The sequence below is a fragment of the Streptomyces sp. NPDC005648 genome, assembly GCF_040605395.1.
In the GTDB taxonomy this organism is placed as follows: domain Bacteria; phylum Actinomycetota; class Actinomycetes; order Streptomycetales; family Streptomycetaceae; genus Streptomyces.
In genome coordinates, this window is record NZ_JBEXCS010000030.1 from 22,997 (window position 1) to 40,561 (window position 17,565).

Genomic DNA, 17,565 nt, shown 5'->3' on the forward strand with positions numbered 1-17,565 from the left:
GATCACCGTGACACCGACCATCACCCCCCGCCGTATGCGGACCATGGTGCTGCTGTTCCTGGCGGTGATCGGCGCGCTCCTCGCAGGCGCCGGGCCCGCCTCCGCGCACGCCGCGCTGACCGGCAGCGACCCCGCGCAGGGGGTGGTGGTCGACAAGGCGCCCAGCCAGGTCACACTCACCTTCTCCGAGAAGGTCGCCACCAACTCCGACTCGCTGCGCGTCCTCGATCCCAAGGGCAAGCGCGTCGACACCGGCAAGCCGTCCGACGTCAGCGGCACCACCTACGCCGTGCCGCTGCACAGCGGGCTGCCCGACGGCACCTACACGGTGGCCTGGCAGGTCGTCTCGGCCGACAGCCATCCCGTCTCGGGCGCGTTCACCTTCTCCATCGGCTCCCCCTCGCAGACCACCGTCTCCGTCTCCGGCGACACGGTCGGCGGCGGGATCGTGGGCTGGCTGTACGGCTTCGGGCGGTACATGTCGTACGCCGGCTTCATCGTCATGGTCGGCGGCGGCGCGTTCGTACTGGCCTGCTGGCAGCGCGGCTCGGGCGTACGGGCCCTGCAGCGGCTGGTCGTCTCCGGCTGGCTGGCGCTCACCTCAGCCACCCTCCTGCTGCTGCTTCTGCGCGGCTCCTACACCAGCTCCGGGAAGTTCGCCGACGTCTTCGACCTGAGCCTGCTGGGGCAGGTCCTGCAGACCAAGACCGGCGCGGCCCTGGTGTCCCGGCTGCTGCTGCTCGCGGCGGCCGCGCTGTTCATCGCCGTGCTGTTCGGGGCGTACGACAAGCGTGACGACGACGAGAAGCGGGATCTGACCTTCGGGCTCGCCGTCGGCGGGATCGTGGTGTCGGGCGGCCTCGCGGCGAGCTGGGCGATGGCCGAGCACGCCTCCACCGGGCTCCAGCCGGGCATCGCGATGCCCGTCGACGTCGTCCATCTGCTCGCCGTCGCGGCCTGGCTCGGCGGTCTGTGCGCGCTGCTGGTCTCCCTCTACCGTTCGGACACCCCGATCGAGGCGGCGGCCGTGCGCCGCTTCTCCCGGCTGGCCTTCGGCAGCGTCCTCGCCCTGGTCGCGACCGGCGTCTACCAGTCCTGGCGTCAGCTCGGCTCCTGGTCGGCCTTCACCGACACGGCCTACGGCCAACTCCTCCTCGTCAAGATCGGCCTCGTGGCCCTGATGGTCGGCATCGCGTCGATCTCCCGCCGCTGGACGGCGCGCCTGGCGGACACCGCCGTGGTGGCGCCGCGCGAGGCGGAGGAAGCCGACACCGAGGACTCCGTCGAGAGCGCCGGTTCGGACGAGAAGGAGCATGTGGCCGCCCGGGCCGGGTCCGCGGCTTCCGCCTCCGGCGGCAAGTCGGCCGGCGGTGACGCCAAGGCCCCCGCCGCCGACACCAGGCGCGCGGCGCAACTCGCCCGCCAGCAGGCCGCCGTCGACACCGCGCGCCAGAAGCGCGAACGTGACGCCGACCCCGACCGCTTCGGGCTGCGGCGCTCCGTGCTCGCCGAGGCGGGGGTGGCCGTCGTACTGCTGGCCGTCACCACCGTCCTGACGCAGACCGAGCCCGGCCGCACCGAGCAGGAGGCCAAGGCGGCCACCTCGTCCTCGTCGTCCTCTTCCGCCACGGCGGACTCGTCGTCCGGCGCCGTCACGCTGACCATGCCCTTCGACACGGGCGGCGCCGACGGCAAGGGCGTCGTCTCGGTCGACCTCGACCCCGCGCGGGTGGGCGGCAACGAGATGCACGTCTACGTCACCCGGCCCAACGGCCGCGCCTTCGACGTCCCCGAGGTGAAGGTCGCCTTCACCCTGGAGGTCAAGAAGATCGGGCCGCTGCCCGTCACCCCCGACCACATCACCACCGGCCACTGGACGGCGACCGGAGTGCAGATCCCCATGGCGGGCGACTGGAAGGTCGCCGTGACCGTCCGGACCTCCGACATCGACCAGGTGACCGTCTTCAAGAACGCGCAGATCGGCTGAACCGCACCATGGCTGAACAGTCCATTCCCGAGGCCCGGACCTCCGAGGCGCCCCCCGGGCGGGCCGCGACGGACCACTCCGGCAGCGGTATCTCCCGCCGCGCCCTCCTCGGCACCGCCGGCGCCACCGGCCTGGTGCTCGGCGCGGCCGGCGGCGCCGTGGGATATGCCTCCGCGCCCGCCGAGGCCACTCCGCTGACCTCGCTGGGCGCGGACATGGCAATGTTTCACGGGAAACATCAGCCCGGTATCACCGAGGGCCTCCAGGCCAAGGGCCATCTGGTGGCCTTCGACCTGGCGGCGGGCGCGGGCCGCAAGGAAGCCGCCGCACTGTTGCGCCGCTGGTCGGCGACGGCCGAGCGGTTCATGGCGGGTGAGGCCGCGTCCAGCGACGACACGGACGTGGCCCGTGACGCCGGCCCGTCCTCGCTGACGCTCACCTTCGGCTTCGGGCACAGCCTCTTCGCCCGCACCGGCCTGGAGAAACAGCGCCCCGTCTCCCTCGACCCGCTCCCCGACTTCTCCTCCGACCACCTCGACAGGGCCCGCAGCGACGGTGACCTGTGGGTGCAGATCGGCGCCAACGACGCCCTCGTGGCCTTCCACGCCCTGCGCGCGATCCAGCGGGACGCGGGCAGCGCGGCGAAGGTCCGCTGGCAGATGAACGGCTTCAACCGCACGCCGGGCGCCACCGCCCACCCCATGACGGCTCGCAACCTCATGGGCCAGCTGGACGGCACCCGCAATCCGAAGCCGACGGAGCCCGACTTCGACCAGCGGATCTTCGTGCCGTCCGCCGGCTCCAAGGACCCCGCCTGGATGGCGAACGGCTCCTACGCCGTCGTACGCCGGATCCGTATGCTCCTCGACGACTGGGAGAAGCTGTCTCTGTCGGCCCAGGAGGCGGTGATCGGGCGCCGGAAGTCCGACGGGGCTCCGCTGTCGGGCGGCTCCGAGACGACCGCGATGGACCTGGAGAAGACGGACTCCCACGGGGATCTCGTCGTCCCGATCAATGCCCACGCCCGGATCACCCGGCCCGACCGGAACGGCGGGGCGGCGATCCTGCGGAGGCCGTTCTCGTACCACGACGGCATCGACAGTGACGGTGTCCCGGACGCGGGCCTGCTCTTCGTGTGCTGGCAGGCCGATCCGCTGCGCGGCTTCGTCCCCCTCCAGCGCAAGCTCGACCGCGGCGACGCCCTGTCGAGGTACATCCGCCACGAGGCAAGCGCCCTGTTCGCGGTACCGGGCGGTGCGGCCAAGGGGGAGTACGTGGGGCAGGCGCTGCTGGAGGGGTGAGGGGCGGGAACCCCCGGAGGGGCGGGGGTTCGGAGGGGCGGGGCGCTCGGAAGGCCGGGGTGCTCGGAGGGCGGGGCGGGGCGCTCGTGAGACCGGGGAGCCCCGGTTCCTTGGGCCCATTAGGGTGAAGGCATGCCAGCGAGCTACGCCTATCTGGGCCCCGAGGGCACCTTCACCGAGGTCGCCCTGCGCACGCTTCCCGAGACGGCCACCCGGGAGCTGATCCCGTACGTGTCCGTCCAGTCCGCGCTCGACGCGGTCCGCACCGGCGAGGCCGAGGCGGCGTTCGTGCCGATCGAGAACTCCGTCGAGGGCGGCATCACCACCACCCTGGACGAGTTGGTCGCGGGCGCCCCGCTGATGATCTACCGCGAGGTGCTCCTGTCGATCACCTTCGCGCTGCTGGTCAGGCCGGGCACCGAGCTCTCCGGCATCAAGACGGTCTCCGCCCACCCGGCCGCCCAGCCGCAGGTGCGCAACTGGCTCAGGAACAACCTCCCGGACGCCCACTGGGAGTCGGCGGCCTCCAACGCGGACGCCGCGCGTCTGGTCCAGGAGGGCCAGTACGACGCCGCCTTCGCCGGTGAGTTCGCGGCCGCCCGGTACGGCCTCGAGGCCCTGGAGACGGGGATCCACGACGCCGAGAACGCGCAGACCAGGTTTGTGCTGGTGGGCCGCCCGGCCCGGCCCGCCGCCCCGACCGGCGCGGACAAGACCTCCGTCGTGCTGTGGCAGCGCGACGACCATCCCGGCGGTCTGCGCGACCTTCTGGGCGAGTTCTCCGCCCGCGGCATCAACCTGATGCTGCTGCAGTCCCGCCCGACCGGCGCCGGCATCGGCAACTACTGCTTCTGCATCGACGCCGAGGGCCATATCTCCGACCGCCGGGTGGCCGAGGCGCTGATGGGTCTCAAGCGGATCTGCCTGGAGGTGCGCTATCTCGGCTCGTACCCGCGTGCGGACGTGGGCGTCGAGGGCGTCGGCGCACCGCGGCTCGGAACGTCGGACGAGGAGTTCGTGGCGGCCTCCGACTGGGTGGCACGCTGCCAGGACGGCCGGTTCTGATCCTGCCGGTGATCCGGTTCTGACCCCGGTCTTACCTGCAGATTTTAGTTATCCACAGACGTTATCCACAGGTTGGCTTCTCGACCTGGGGATAAGTCGACACCAGCACGCGACTCAGTCGACAAATCGGCCTACAGCCCGCCTCCGGGTTCACCGGGCCGCACATCACCCTTCGTCCACTCTTTTCCTTTGCGCAATCCTTTGGGGGGACCCATTTCCACTCGAAAGTGAGGGTAAAGCGGGTTTGTCCTGGGAATCCCTGGGTTCACGACCACGTTTCGGATTGATCAATTCCGAAGTCCACAGATCATCCACACAGCCTGTGGATAACTCTTCGGAGGGTGTGGATCGCTGTGGACAACCATGACCCAAGTCCCGTTCCCCACAAGGGAATCGAGTCAACCGGGCGCCCGCCGACTGCCCCGTCTCAGGGAGTGTGACACCTTTTATTGACACGGCTCGCAATTGCCCCATGACGGAACGTAAGTCATGATTCGGACCTGTTCTGAATGGTGAGTCGTGGGCCCTGTCCCCGCACCGGTAGCCTTGACCGCGTGATTGACCTTCGCCTGCTCCGTGAGGACCCCGACCGTGTGCGCGCGTCCCAGCGCGCCCGTGGAGAGGACGTCGCGCTCGTCGACGCCCTCCTCTCCGCCGACGAGCGGCGCAGGTCGTCCGGCGTCCGCTTCGACGAGCTGCGTGCCGAACAGAAGTCCCTCGGCAAGCTCATCCCCAAGGCCTCCGGCGACGAGAAGGCCGAGCTGCTGAAGAAGGCGGGCCAGCTCGCCGCCGACGTCAAGGCGGCGGACGCCGAGCAGACCGAGGCCGACGAGGAGACCAAGCGTCTCGTCCTCCAGCTCGGCAACCTCGTGCACCCCGACGTCCCGGTCGGCGGCGAGGAGGACTTCGTCGTCCTGGAGACGCACGGCACGATCCGTGACTTCGGCGCCGAGGGCTTCGAGCCCAAGGACCACCTGGAGCTCGGCGAGGCGCTGGGCGCGATCGACGTCGAGCGCGGCGCGAAGGTGTCCGGCTCGCGCTTCTACTACCTCACCGGCGTCGGCGCCCTGCTGGAGCTCGCGCTCGTCAACGCGGCGATCGCCCAGGCCACCGAGGCCGGCTTCATCCCGATGCTGACCCCGGCGCTGGTGCGCCCGCGCGCCATGGAGGGCACCGGCTTCCTCGGCCAGGCCGCGGAGAACGTGTACCACCTGGAGAAGGACGACTACTACCTGGTCGGCACCTCCGAGGTCCCACTCGCGGCGTACCACATGGACGAGATCCTCGACGCCGACAAGCTGCCGCTGCGCTACGCCGGCTTCTCCCCGTGCTTCCGCCGCGAGGCCGGCACCTACGGCAAGGACACGCGTGGCATCTTCCGCGTGCACCAGTTCGACAAGGTCGAGATGTTCTCGTACGTCGCCCCCGAGGACGCGGAGAACGAGCACCGGCGCCTCCTGGAGTGGGAGAAGCAGTGGCTGACCGGCCTGGAGCTGCCGTTCCAGGTCATCGACGTGGCCTCGGGCGACCTCGGCGCGTCGGCGTCCCGCAAGTTCGACTGCGAGGCGTGGATCCCGACGCAGGGCAAGTACCGCGAGCTGACGTCCGCCTCCAACTGCGACGGTTTCCAGGCCCGCCGGCTGTCGGTGCGCGTCCGTGACGGCAAGCAGGTCAAGCCGCTCGCGACCCTGAACGGCACGCTGTGCGCCGTACCGCGCACCATCGTGGCGATCCTGGAGAACCACCAGCAGGCCGACGGCTCGGTGCATGTGCCGAAGGTGCTGCGCCCGTACCTGGGCGGCCGGGAGGTCCTGGAGCCGGTCGCCAAGTGACGTTCCCCCATCGGCTGATCGCGACCGACCTCGACGGCACGCTGCTGCGCTCGGACGAGTCGGTCTCGGCCCGCACCCGTGAGGCGCTCGCCGCGGCCAAGGACGCCGGCGCCGCGCACATCGTCGTCACCGGCCGCGCGGTCCCGTGGACCCGGCACATCCTGGACGACCTCGGCTACGAGGGCCTCGCGGTCTGCGGCCAGGGCGCGCAGGTCTACGACGCCGGGCAGCATCGTCTGCTGACCTCGGTGACGCTGGACCGGCAGCTGGCGGGAGTCGCCCTCGCGAAGATCGAGGCGGAGGTCGGTCCGCTGTATCTGGCGGCCGGCCGGGACGGGCTGGAGGGGGAGGTGCTGGTCGGGCAGGGGTACGCGCTCACCGGCGAGCTTCCGACGACGCCGCTGACAGACGTGGCCGATCTGTGGTCGGCCCCGCTGAACAAGATCTACATCCAGCATCCGACGCTGACGGACGACGAGTTGGCCGAGGCGGCCCAAGCCGCCGCGGGCGGTTTCGTGAACGTCGCGATGGCTGGTGCGGGCATCGTGGAGCTGCTGCCGCTGGGCCTGTCGAAGGCGACGGGACTGTCGCTGGCGGCCCGCCGGCTCGGTCTGAAGGCCGCGGACACGATCGCCTTCGGCGACATGCCGAACGACATCCCCATGTTCGGGTGGGCGTCGTACGGCGTGGCGATGGCGGGCGCCCACGAAGAACTCAAGGCGGTGGCGGACGAGGTGACTGCGTCCAACGACGAGGACGGCATCGCGGTCGTACTGGAACGGTTGCTGGGTTAGTTCTTCGGCTTCTTGCGGAGGATGCACGGATCGAACGTGCGCGGGGTTGTCCCCGACCACGGCTTAGCAAGCCGGTGCCTTACCACTCGGCCAATCCTCCGGGTGGGCGGCCCACGCGAGAGCGACATCGCGTGCTCGAAGCGGCCGCCCCGGGCAGCTCCCCGTGCGGAGCGGGTTCGACGGTGGGGTAACTACACCGGAACCTGCCGCGGGCTGCCCTGACGGGAGCTGGACGTACTGCCGTGCATGGACATCGTCCGGCTCCTCTCCCAGTCGATGGCGCCGGCTCGATCCGGCGTCCTGGACACAACCACTGTGCCCGTCGGACGAGTTGGACGCCACCGAATAAAACGGCCGTACGACGCCCGAAAGCGCCGGTCAGCGGCGCCGCCACTTCCGCCGACGCGCCTTGCTGAAGAACCACCCCGCCGGGGGCTCGTCGGAGCGCCACGGCTGGGGTTCGGGTTCCTCGGCGCGCCAGCGGGCGGCGAGCATACGGGCGCGGGCTGAGGGCTCGGTGGTCTCGGCGGACCGTATGAAGTCCTCGTCCAGGGCGAGCTCGTCCCAGTTGTCTGCCATCCCCATTCCTCTCAGCCCACTCGATCCCATTTGCCCAGTGTGCCCGGACAGGGGTGAAGTCCCTGTCAGTAAGGGCGGTGTCTACTCCTCGCCGGCCAGCGTGAGCGAGCGCAGCTTCTGGCCCGCGTACCAGGTGGCGAGGACGGTGACGACGACCAGCAGCACGGTCGCCGTCGGCAGTCCCACGTCCGAGGTGACCAGGTCTCCGCCGGCGACCTTGTGGGCCACGGCGAGCGACCACTGCTGGACGCTGAGGGTGCGTGCCCCGGCGACCAGGGAGCCGAACAGGGCCTCCCAGACCAGCGCGTAGACGAGGCCGAAGACCACCGCGTGCCGGGACACCGTGCCCAGCAGCAGGAACAGGGCCGCGTAGGCGATGGAGGCGACCAGCGCCGCGACCGTGTAGGCGACGGCGATCTGCTGGCCGTTGCCGTTGAGGATGAACCCGGCGATGAGCGTGGGCAGGGCCGAGAACACCATGGTGACGGCGATCGCCACAATGAGCTTGGTGAAGATGATCGTCGGGCGTTTCACCGGCTTGGAGAGCAGATAGACGACGGAGCCGTCGTCGATCTCCGGGCCGATCGCACCGGTGCCGGCGATGACACCGATGATCGGCACCATCGTGGCGAGCGCGAGGCCGCCCAGCAGGTCGGCCGCGGTCTGGTCGTCGGCGCCGGCGAGACCGCGGACGACGACCGAGATGGCGATCAGCAACAGGGGCAGGGCGCCCAGGATGAGGGCCCGGCGGCGGCCGAGCAGGGCTCGGTAGGTGAGCCGGGCGACTGTGGGGTCGTACATCTTCGGCCTCCTACGCCGCGACCAGGTACGAGAACACGGACTCGAGGGACTCGTCGGACGGTGAGACCGTGAGCAGCCGGATGCCCTGGTCGCGGGCGACCCGGGGCAGCAGCGCGGTGAAGCGGCCGAAGTCGACGGCCTGGACGCGCAACGCGCCCTCCGTGAGGTCGACTTCGATACCGGAGGTCGACGGGTCGGCGATCAGCGCGGCCGCGAGGGCGCGGTCGTCGCTGGAGCGCACCAGATAGCGGTGCGGGCGGTCGGTCATCAGACGGCGGATCTTGCGGAAGTCGCCGCTGGCCGCGTGGCGTCCGGCGACCACCACCTCGATGTGCCAGGCGAGTTGCTCGACCTCTTCGAGGATGTGGGAGGAGAAGAGGACCGTACGGCCCTCGTCGCCCATGCGGCGCAGCAGGTCCATGAGCTGCATCCGCTGGCGCGGGTCCATGCCGTTGAAAGGCTCGTCGAGCAGGAGCAGCGACGGGTCGTGGACCAGGGCGGACGCCATCTTCACGCGCTGGCGCATGCCCTTGGAGTACGTGGAGATCTTGCGGTCCTGCGCGTACTCCATCTCGACCGTGGCCAGGGCCTTCTGCGCCGCCTTGGCGCCGAGGCCGTGCAGCTCGGCGTTGGCGACGACGAATTCGCGGCCGGTGAGGAAGTCGTACATCGCCTCGCGCTCGGGGACGATGCCGATGTGCTTGTAGATCTCCTCGTTGCGCCAGACCTGTTGGCCGTCGAGGGTGACGGTGCCGGTGGAGGGGGCCAGGAAGCCGGCCATCATGTTGATGAGGGTGGACTTCCCGGCGCCGTTCGGGCCGAGCAGACCGGTGACTCCGGGGCCGATGGTCATGGTGATGTCGTTGACGGCGACCACGTTGCCGAACCAGCGGGAGACATGGTCGATGTTGAGCGTGGTCACAGGCCCACCTTCTTGTAGCGGCGCATCAGGAGGCCGTAGCAGCCGGCGATCAGGCCCAGGACGACCAGGACGTAGACCGCGCCCTCGCCGTTGCTGGGGCCGACCCCTCCGGGGAACGCCGAGCTCGCGCCGAGGAACGCCGACTGGACACCGTCGATGAGCGTGACGGGCGAGAAGAGGCCGATCCAGGGGATGGCGCCGGCGCTGGCCTGGTTCTCGGCGATGGCCTGGAGCGTGGAGACGGCGCCGTAGGAGATGGTCATCACGGCGATGACGGCGGCGATGCCGAAGCCGCGCCGCGGGGTGACCGAGGCGATGACCAGGCCGATGCCGGCGAAGAGGAGCGAGAGCAGTGCCACGGAGAGGAGTCCCTGTGCGAATCCCTTGGTCTGGTCGGCGAAGTCGAGCTTCGCCAGCAGCGCGCCCACATAGAGGACGACCAGTGGGGCGGCGGTCAGGACGAACATCGCGGAGGCCAGCGCCGCGTACTTCGCGCGCACGTAGTCGGCGGTCTCGATCGGCCGCGAGAAGTACAGCGGCACGGTCTTGAAGCGCAGGTCGCGCGAGACGGACTGGGGTGCCTGCGAGGCGACGTACAGGCTGATGACGGCCTGCATGATGATCGCGTACCGCGTGTAGTCGACGGGCAGGTCCTTGGCCTTGGTGGCGACCGCGACGGCGACCATGATGGCCGCGGGCACGCACATCACCACGAACAGCAGCATCGGCAGGACCTTGGACTTGATGGACCGTCCCAGGCCGTAGGCGCCGCGCAGGGACTGCGAGTAGAGGGAGCGGGTCGCGTACGAGCGGCCGAGGCGGGGGCCGTCGTAGTTGCGGTAGCCGATGTTGTGGATGCGGGTCTGGTCACCCGGCGTGGCGACGGGTGTTCCCAGGGGGTGCTCAACCGCCATGGACGGCCGCCTCCTTCCGCTCGTCCTCGCTCTTGAAGACCTCCGAGATGTGGTGGCGGCGCTGCTCCATGCGCACCAGGCCGAGACCGAGGTCGGCGACGACGTCACGCACCAGGTCGTAGGTCTCCTCGCCCTGTGCGGTGAGCAGCAGGATGTGGCCGGCGCCGGGGAGGCCGCTGCCCTCGTCCTGGAGCTCGACCCCGCGCGCCTGGAGCGCCTCGCGCACCGCGCGCGTGCCGTTCGGGTGCTCGTCGGTGTCGGTGACCTCGATGGCGAGGGTGGTGGTGGTCTGGGTGAAGTCGGTGGTGGAGCTGGAGCGCAGCAGCTTGCCGCCGTCGATGACGACCACGTGGTCGCAGGTGCGCTCCAGCTCGCCCAGCAGATGTGAGGTGACCAGGACCGAGATGCCGAAGTCCGTGTGGATACGGCGGATCAGACCGAGCATCTCGTCACGGCCGACCGGGTCGAGGCCGTTGGTCGGCTCGTCCAGGAAGACCAGCTGCGGGTCGTGCACCAGGGCCTGCGCGAGCTTCACTCGCTGCTTCATACCGGTCGAGTAGCCGCCGATGGGGCGGTAGCGCTCCTCGTACAGACCGACGTGGCGCAGGGTGTCCGCGGTGCGCTCGCGGGCCGCCGTCGGCGGCAGCCCCGACATACGGGCCATGTGCACGACGAACTCGGTCGCCGAGACGTCCGGCGGCAGGCAGTCGTGCTCCGGCATGTAGCCGACGCGCTCGCGGATGGCGGCGCCCTTGGTCGCGACGTCGAGCCCGAGCACTTCTGCGCGGCCCTCGGAGGCGGGGGACAGACCCAACAGGATCTTGATCATGGTTGACTTGCCGGCTCCGTTGGCTCCGACGAGCCCGGTCACACCGGGTCCGACGTCGACGGAGAGCCGGTCAAGCGCGGTCACCCGGGGGAACCGCTTGCTCAGGCTTTCGGTCGCGATCACAGTCACGCTTCGAAGGTAGTGACCCGGGCCACTCCGGTCGTCAGACCCCAGAGCTGTCTTGGCCTCAGACTCCAGACGTACGGGTCCGTAGGGGGAACCCCTACCTGAGAGCTACCCAGAGTTATCCACAGCCCGGACCCTCCTATTGACGCAGCCTCTAACAACTGTCACATTCACCGGTGTCACGTTACGGGCACGTACCGCGATCGACGGGGACGAGGGTGGGCGGTGGCATGACGACGGCAGTGGCAGATGAACTCGCGGCACGGCTGCGGGGTTTCAGACGGGTGCAGCGGCTCGCCTACGAGTGCGCGGAGGCGGTCGCGGCACAGCTGCGACCGGGTGTCACCGAGCGCGAGGCGGCCCGGATGCAGCGCGTGTGGCTGCGCGAGCGGGGTGTACGGGACTGGTTCCACCTCCCCTTCGCCTGGTTCGGCGACCGCACGGCGTTCGTGAACTTCCGCGTCCCGCTCCAGTTCTTCCCGACCGACCGGCGCCTGGAGCCCGGGATGCCCTTCATCCTCGACATGGCGCCCGTGTACGAGGGGTACACGGCCGACATCGGCTACTCGGGCTCGCTGGGCGCCAACCCGGTACAGGACCGGCTCATGGCCGACCTGGAGGCACACCGAGAGCTGATCCTGCGCGAGGTGCGGGAGAAGCGGCCGTTGCGCGCCGTCTACGAGGACGTGGACCGCCTCATGGTCCGCCAGGGCTACGCCAACCGGCACCGCGCCTACCCCTTCGGCGTCATCGCCCACAAGGTCGACCGGGTCAGGCAGCGCCGCTGGTCACCGCATCTGTTCGGGTTCGGCACCCAGTCACTGAAGGGGCTCGCCGCCGACGCTCTGCGCGGCCACCGCGAGGGCTGGTCCCCGCTGTGGTCGCCGTACCGCTTCTCCGACCATCCCCCGCGGCCGGGTCTGTGGGCGGTCGAACCCCACCTCGGATTCCGGGGCACGGGCGCCAAGTTCGAGGAGATCCTGGTCGTCACCGACTCCAGGGACCCCGAGGAGAGCGCCTTCTGGCTGGACGACGATCTGCCGCACGTGCGGCGCTGGGCGGAGGACAAGTGACGGGACTCGAAGAGGCTCGGGAGCGCCGGGTGCGGACCGGCGGCATCGAGCTGTGCGTGGCCGAGCTGGGCAGGGCCGGGCAGCCGACCGTCGTCCTGGTCCACGGCTATCCCGACAGCAAGGAGGTGTGGTCCGAGATCGCGCCCCGGCTGGCCGAGCGGTTCCACGTCGTCCTCTACGACGTCCGGGGACACGGCCGCTCCACGGCACCCAAACCCCTGCGCGGCGGCTTCACCCTGGAGAAGCTCACGGACGACTTCCTGGCGGTGATCGACGCCGTCAGCCCGGGCCGGCCGGTGCATGTCGTCGGGCACGACTGGGGCTCGGTGCAGTCCTGGGAGTTCGTGACCGTCCGGCGCACCGAGGGCCGTATCGCCTCCTTCACCTCCATGTCGGGGCCGTCCCTGGACCACTTCGGCCATTGGATGAGCGATCGCCTGAAGAAGCCCACCCCGCGCCGTGCCGCCCAGCTCCTCGGCCAGGGCGCCAAGTCCTGGTACGTGTACGCCCTGCACACGCCCGTGCTGCCCGAGCTGGCCTGGCGCGGCCCGCTCGGCAAACGCTGGCCGCGCATCCTGGAGCGCTTCGAGAAGGTGCCCGGGGGCGACTACCCCACCCCCTCGCTGCCCCAGGACGCGGCCCACGGGGCATGGCTGTACCGCGACAACGTCCGCTCCCGCCTGCGCCGCCCGCGCCAGGACGCGTACGCCCACGCGCCCGTGCAGCTCATCACCCCCCTCGGGGACGCCTTCCTGTCCGAGCGGCTCTACGACGACCTCGACCGATGGGTGCCGCGGTTGACCCGGCGCACCATCCCCGCGGGGCACTGGATACCCCGCACCCGCCCCGACCTGCTCGCGTCCTGGATCACCGAGTTCGTGACGTCGACCGAGGCCGGGAAGCCCGAGCCGGTGCCGCCCGGCGGCAAGTACGCCGACCGCTTCGGCGGACAGCTCGTCCTGGTCACCGGCGCGGGCAGCGGCATCGGACGGGCCACGGCGTTCGCCTTCGCGGAGTCCGGGGCGCGCGTGGTCGCCGTCGACCGGGACGCGGAGGCCGCCGCGCGCACCGCCGAACTCTCCCGGCTGATCGGCGCGCCTCATGCCTGGGCGGAGACCGTCGACGTCTCCGACGAACAGGCCATGGAGAAGCTCGCCGACAAGGTCGCAGCCGAGTACGGCGTCGTCGACGTGCTGGTCAACAACGCCGGCATCGGCCTGGGCGGCTCCTTCTTCGACACCACCCCGGAGGACTGGAGGAAGGTCCTCGACGTCAACCTGTGGGGCGTCATCCACGGCTGCCGGCTCTTCGGGAGGCAGATGGCCGAGCGCGGCCAGGGCGGCCATATCGTCAACACCGCGTCCGCGGCGGCGTACCTGCCGTCCAAGACGCTGCCCGCCTACAGCACCTCCAAGGCGGCGGTGCTGATGCTCAGCGAGTGCCTCCGCGCCGAACTGGCCGGGCAGGGCATCGGTGTGAGCGCGATCTGCCCCGGTCTCGTCAACACCAACATCACCTCGACCGCGCGCTTCGCCGGTGTGGACGCCGAGGAGGAGAAGCGGCGCCAGAAGAAGTCGGCACGGCTGTACGGCCTCCGGAACTACCCGCCCGAGAAGGTCGCCGACGCGATCCTGAAGGCCGTCGTCCGCAACCAGGCAGTCGTGCCGGTCACCCCCGAGGCCCGCGGCGCCCACCTCATGTCCCGCTTCACCCCGCGCGCGTTGCGGGCGATCGCCCGCCTGGATCCACCGCTGTGAACGGCGCCCCCGCTCCCCGCCGGGCCGGCTGCGGGGCGGCGCCATGAACGAGGTCGCCGTCCACCGGATAGAGGACCTCGCCCACCACAGCGGCGCCTCGGTCCGCACCATCCGTGCCTACCAGGACCGCGGCCTGCTCCCCCGCCCCGAGCGCCGCGGACGCGCCAATCTCTACTCCGACGCCCATCTCGCCCGCCTGCACCAGATCGCCGGCCTCCTCGACCGCGGCTACACCCTCGCCTCCATCAAGGAGCTCCTGGAGGCCTGGGACACGGGACGGGGACTCGGCGGGGTGCTCGGGCTGGTCGCCGAGGTGGACGGCCCCTGGACCGACGAGAAGCCGGTACGGATCTCCCGCGCGGAGCTGGACGAGCGGTTCGGCGGCTCCCCCGACGACGCGGCCGTCACCGAGGCCGTGGAGCTCGGGGTGCTCGAACCCGTGGCGGGCCACGAGGGGTCCTTCCTCGTGCCGAGCCCCCAAGAGCTGGCCGTGGCCGTCGAGTTGCACGCGGCAGGGGTCCCCCTGTCCGCCATCGCCGGTCATCTGCGGGAGTTGAGGGAGCGGGTCGAGCACATCGCCGCCCGTTTCCTGGAGTTCACCACCGAGCATGTCTTCGCCCGCTACCTGGAGGGACCGCACGCTCCGAGCGACGCGGAGGCGAGCGAGGCGGCCTCGCTGGTACGCCGGCTGCGCCCACTCGCCCAGCAGACCGTGGACGCGGAACTGGCACGCGCGATGCGGTTGTTGGCCGTACGGCAGCTGCGGCATCACCTCGGAGCGGAGGAACCCGCGCCGGCCCGTCCGACGTCACGCTCCGTGGTCCTGCCCGAGGAGACGATCCGGGCGGTGGAGGAGCTGGTTGGCGCGGAACGGGCGGCGGAGTTCATCGGGCTGGCGGCTGAACGGGAGGTGCGGGCAAGGGTGTTGGACGCGCTCACGTCAATGGGAGGGCCCCCAGTCGATCTTGACGAAGGGGGCTGACATGTCGGGGAGTTGTCCACAGAAACGCCAAGTAGCCTGTGGATAACTACAGTTGGTTGTGGACCAAACCTCCGAGGAAAAAAATCTGCGTGATCCGCGTCTCTCCCGCCATGCTGAGCGGATGAACGAAAAGGAGAAGGACGAGAGACGCACCGTGAAGGTGTCCAAGTACCTCTCGAAGCACCTGCGCCACCAACCCGAACGCATCGGACTCACGCTCGACGAAGCCGGCTGGGTCGAGATCGACGACCTGCTCGCCGCGACCGCCGCACACCATTTCCGCATCACCCGCGAAGAGCTGGACCACGTCGTGGCCTCGAACGACAAGAAGCGCTTCGCCATCGAAGGCACCCGCATCCGCGCCAGCCAGGGTCACAGCATCGAGGTCGACCTCGCACTGCCCCCGGCGACCCCGCCGTCGTACCTCTACCACGGCACCGTGGCCCGCAGCCTGGACGCGATCCGCACCGAGGGGCTGCGCCCCATGAACCGGCACGATGTGCACCTCTCAGCCGACCGGGAGACGGCCACCCGGGTGGGGGCCCGCCGCGGCCGGCCCGTCGTGCTCTCCGTGGATGCCGGTGCCATGCACCGAGACGGACATGTCTTCCACGTCAGCGCGAACGGGGTGTGGCTGACCCAGGCCGTACCTCCGCGGTATCTGCGGTTTCCCGAAGGACACTGAGCGTCACTGTTTCACGTGAAACACGTTCGGCCGCATACGCTCGAACCATGAGTCTGCGTCTGAGCACCGTGATCCTTCCCTATCGCCGCTGGCACGAGGGTGGCCGTTCGGCATGGCAGCGGGCGGAGCAGCTCGGCTTCCACACCGCGTACACCTACGACCATCTGTCCTGGCGGAGCTTCCGGGACGGCCCGTGGTTCGGCGCCGTGCCGACACTGACCGCCGCCGCGTCCATCACCGACAGGCTGCGTCTGGGCACGCTGGTGACCTCGCCGAACTTCCGGCACCCCGTGACCCTCGCCAAGGAACTGATCTCCCTCGACGACATCTCCGGCGGCCGTGTCACCCTCGGTATCGGCGCCGGCGGCAGCGGCTTCGACGCCACCGCGCTCGGCCAGGAGCCGTGGACGCCACGTGAGCGGGCCGACCGGCTCGCCGAGTTCGTACCGCTTCTGGACCGGCTGCTGACCGAGGACTCCGTCTCCTACGAGGGCGACCACTACTCGGCGCACGAGGCGCGCAACATCCCCGGTTGTGTCCAGCGGCCCCGGCTGCCCTTCGCGGTCGCCGCGACCGGCCCGCGCGGGCTGAAGCTCGCCGCCCGCCACGGACAGGCCTGGGTGACCACCGGCGACCCCAGGCTGTACGAGAACGGCACCCCTGAACAGTCGGTTCAGGCCATTCGCGGGCAGGTCGAGAAGCTGGCCGACGCCTGCGCCGAGATCGGCCGGGACGCGGCCGGTATGGACAAGATCCTGCTCACCGGGTTCACCCCCGACCGCACCCGCCCCCTGGAGTCCCTGGACGCGTTCGTGGACTTCGCCGGCCGCCACCGTGACCTGGGCTTCACGGAGATCGTGATCCACTGGCCCATCCCCGGCACGGACTTCGCCGCCGACGAGAAGGTCTTCGAGCAGATCGCCATGGAGGCCCCGGCACAGCTCGGCGCCTCCGGCAAGGTGTGAAAGCGCGGATGACGACGGTAACCACTCACCTGTGCGGACCGCCGCACGGCCGTGTGGGCATATGCGGGAGAATGGCCGGGTGACCTCAGCGACTCGACAGCCCGAGACCCCGGCCGCCGCCGTCCCGCCGCGGCTCATAGCCACCGATCTCGACGGCACCCTGCTGCGGGACGACAAGTCGGTCTCCCCACGCACCGTCGCCGCCCTCGCCGCCGCCGAGGAGGCGGGCATCGAGGTCTTCTTCGTCACCGGCCGCCCGGCCCGCTGGATGGACGTCGTCAGCGACCATGTCCACGGCCATGGCCTGGCGATCTGCGGCAACGGCGCCGCCGTGGTCGACCTGCACGGCGGCCCCGGCGCCCACCGGTTCGTGAAGGTACGGGAGCTCGCGCGGGACAACGCGATCGACGCCGTAGGACTGCTCCGGGACGCGGCGCCCGGCACGGTGTACGCGGTGGAGCAGACGTACGGCTTCTACCAGGAGCCGGACTATCCCAAGCTGCACATGGAGATCCCGGACGAGCTCGCCCCCGCCGAGGACCTGCTGGCGCCGGACGCGCCCGGTGCCGACGAGCCCGTCCTGAAGATCCTCGCGTACCACCCCACCCTCGACCCGGACGGCTTCCTCACCACCGCCCGGCTCGCCCTCGGCGACCGCGCCAACGTCACCCGCTCCAGCCCCAGCGCCCTGCTGGAGATCAGCGGCCCCGGCGTCTCCAAGGCGAGCACCCTCGCCCTGTGCTGCGCCGAGCGCGGTATCTCGCACGAGGAGGTCGTGGCCTTCGGAGACATGCCGAACGACGTCGAGATGCTGACCTGGGCGGGACAGTCGTACGCGATGGGCAACGCCCACCCGGACGTGATCGCGGCGGCCTCGGGCCGTACCGTCGCCAACAACGAGGACGGGGTGGCGGTCGTGATCGAGCGGATGCTGGCGGAACGGCCGTAGGACG

General features: G+C 70.4%; 16 protein-coding genes and 1 tRNA gene. 11 read left to right on the forward strand and 6 right to left on the reverse strand.

The window, feature by feature from the left end; genetic code table 11:
- The first annotated feature begins 7 nt into the window (after positions 1–7).
- From ABZT17_RS19135 to ABZT17_RS19155, 5 genes are all read left to right on the forward strand, one after another.
- Complete coding sequence (locus tag ABZT17_RS19135; protein ID WP_356350386.1) at positions 8–1,987, forward strand: copper resistance protein CopC; 1,980 nt, start codon at positions 8–10, stop codon at positions 1,985–1,987.
- 8 nt (positions 1,988–1,995) lie between these two features.
- A complete protein-coding gene (gene efeB, locus ABZT17_RS19140) occupies positions 1,996–3,288 on the forward strand; it encodes an iron uptake transporter deferrochelatase/peroxidase subunit (protein WP_356350388.1) in 1,293 nt (430 codons plus the stop codon).
- 132 nt (positions 3,289–3,420) lie between these two features.
- Complete coding sequence (gene pheA, locus ABZT17_RS19145; RefSeq protein ID WP_356350391.1) at positions 3,421–4,353, forward strand: prephenate dehydratase; 933 nt, start codon at positions 3,421–3,423, stop codon at positions 4,351–4,353.
- Between the two features lie 554 nt (positions 4,354–4,907).
- Positions 4,908–6,185, forward strand: coding sequence for a serine--tRNA ligase (gene serS, locus ABZT17_RS19150; RefSeq protein ID WP_356350395.1), 1,278 nt, complete (start codon positions 4,908–4,910; stop codon positions 6,183–6,185).
- Positions 6,182–6,979: a Cof-type HAD-IIB family hydrolase gene (locus ABZT17_RS19155; RefSeq protein ID WP_356350398.1), complete on the forward strand. Its 798-nt coding sequence runs from the start codon at positions 6,182–6,184 to the stop codon at positions 6,977–6,979. The genes serS and ABZT17_RS19155 overlap by 4 nt, the downstream gene beginning before the upstream one ends.
- Positions 6,980–6,994: 15 nt before the next feature.
- On the opposite strand, the gene ABZT17_RS19160 is transcribed toward ABZT17_RS19155, so the two are convergent.
- The 6 genes from ABZT17_RS19160 to ABZT17_RS19185 form a co-directional block, all read right to left on the reverse strand.
- Positions 6,995–7,079 (reverse strand) — tRNA-Ser (locus ABZT17_RS19160).
- A gap of 278 nt (positions 7,080–7,357) precedes the next feature.
- The gene (locus tag ABZT17_RS19165; protein WP_356350399.1) at positions 7,358–7,558 is read right to left on the reverse strand and encodes a hypothetical protein; all 201 of its coding nucleotides are present in this window, start codon (positions 7,556–7,558) and stop codon (positions 7,358–7,360) included.
- Positions 7,559–7,639: 81 nt separating this feature from the next.
- Positions 7,640–8,359, reverse strand: a complete 720-nt coding sequence (locus ABZT17_RS19170; protein WP_356350400.1) for an ABC transporter permease — start codon at positions 8,357–8,359, stop codon at positions 7,640–7,642.
- 10 nt (positions 8,360–8,369) lie between these two features.
- Complete coding sequence (locus tag ABZT17_RS19175) at positions 8,370–9,281, reverse strand: ABC transporter ATP-binding protein (RefSeq protein ID WP_356350403.1); 912 nt, start codon at positions 9,279–9,281, stop codon at positions 8,370–8,372.
- Positions 9,278–10,195 carry an ABC transporter permease gene (locus tag ABZT17_RS19180; RefSeq protein ID WP_356350405.1) on the reverse strand — a complete coding sequence of 306 codons (918 nt, stop codon included), beginning with the start codon at positions 10,193–10,195 and terminating at the stop codon, positions 9,278–9,280. The genes ABZT17_RS19175 and ABZT17_RS19180 overlap by 4 nt, the downstream gene beginning before the upstream one ends.
- The gene (locus ABZT17_RS19185; protein WP_356350508.1) at positions 10,185–11,147 is read right to left on the reverse strand and encodes an ABC transporter ATP-binding protein; all 963 of its coding nucleotides are present in this window, start codon (positions 11,145–11,147) and stop codon (positions 10,185–10,187) included. The genes ABZT17_RS19180 and ABZT17_RS19185 overlap by 11 nt, the downstream gene beginning before the upstream one ends.
- Positions 11,148–11,380: 233 nt before the next feature.
- Here ABZT17_RS19185 and ABZT17_RS19190 point away from each other — a divergent pair, with 233 nt between their 5' ends.
- The 6 genes from ABZT17_RS19190 (at position 11,381) to ABZT17_RS19215 (ending at position 17,561) form a co-directional block, all read left to right on the forward strand.
- Positions 11,381–12,223 (forward strand): M24 family metallopeptidase, encoded by an 843-nt coding sequence (locus ABZT17_RS19190; RefSeq protein WP_356350408.1) that lies wholly within the window; start codon positions 11,381–11,383, stop codon positions 12,221–12,223.
- Positions 12,220–13,980, forward strand: a complete 1,761-nt coding sequence (locus ABZT17_RS19195; protein ID WP_356350410.1) for an SDR family oxidoreductase — start codon at positions 12,220–12,222, stop codon at positions 13,978–13,980. Before ABZT17_RS19190 ends, ABZT17_RS19195 begins: the two co-directional genes overlap by 4 nt.
- Positions 13,981–14,023: 43 nt before the next feature.
- Complete coding sequence (locus ABZT17_RS19200; protein ID WP_356350412.1) at positions 14,024–14,962, forward strand: MerR family transcriptional regulator; 939 nt, start codon at positions 14,024–14,026, stop codon at positions 14,960–14,962.
- Positions 14,963–15,083: 121 nt separating this feature from the next.
- Positions 15,084–15,647, forward strand: coding sequence for an RNA 2'-phosphotransferase (locus ABZT17_RS19205; RefSeq protein ID WP_356350414.1), 564 nt, complete (start codon positions 15,084–15,086; stop codon positions 15,645–15,647).
- A gap of 47 nt (positions 15,648–15,694) precedes the next feature.
- Entirely contained in the window at positions 15,695–16,612 is a 918-nt protein-coding gene (locus tag ABZT17_RS19210; RefSeq protein ID WP_356350416.1) for an LLM class flavin-dependent oxidoreductase, read from the forward strand.
- A 61-nt stretch (positions 16,613–16,673) separates the two neighbouring features.
- On the forward strand, positions 16,674–17,561 hold the full coding sequence (locus tag ABZT17_RS19215) for a Cof-type HAD-IIB family hydrolase (protein WP_356350418.1): 888 nt from the start codon (positions 16,674–16,676) through the stop codon (positions 17,559–17,561).
- The last annotated feature ends 4 nt before the right edge of the window (positions 17,562–17,565 follow it).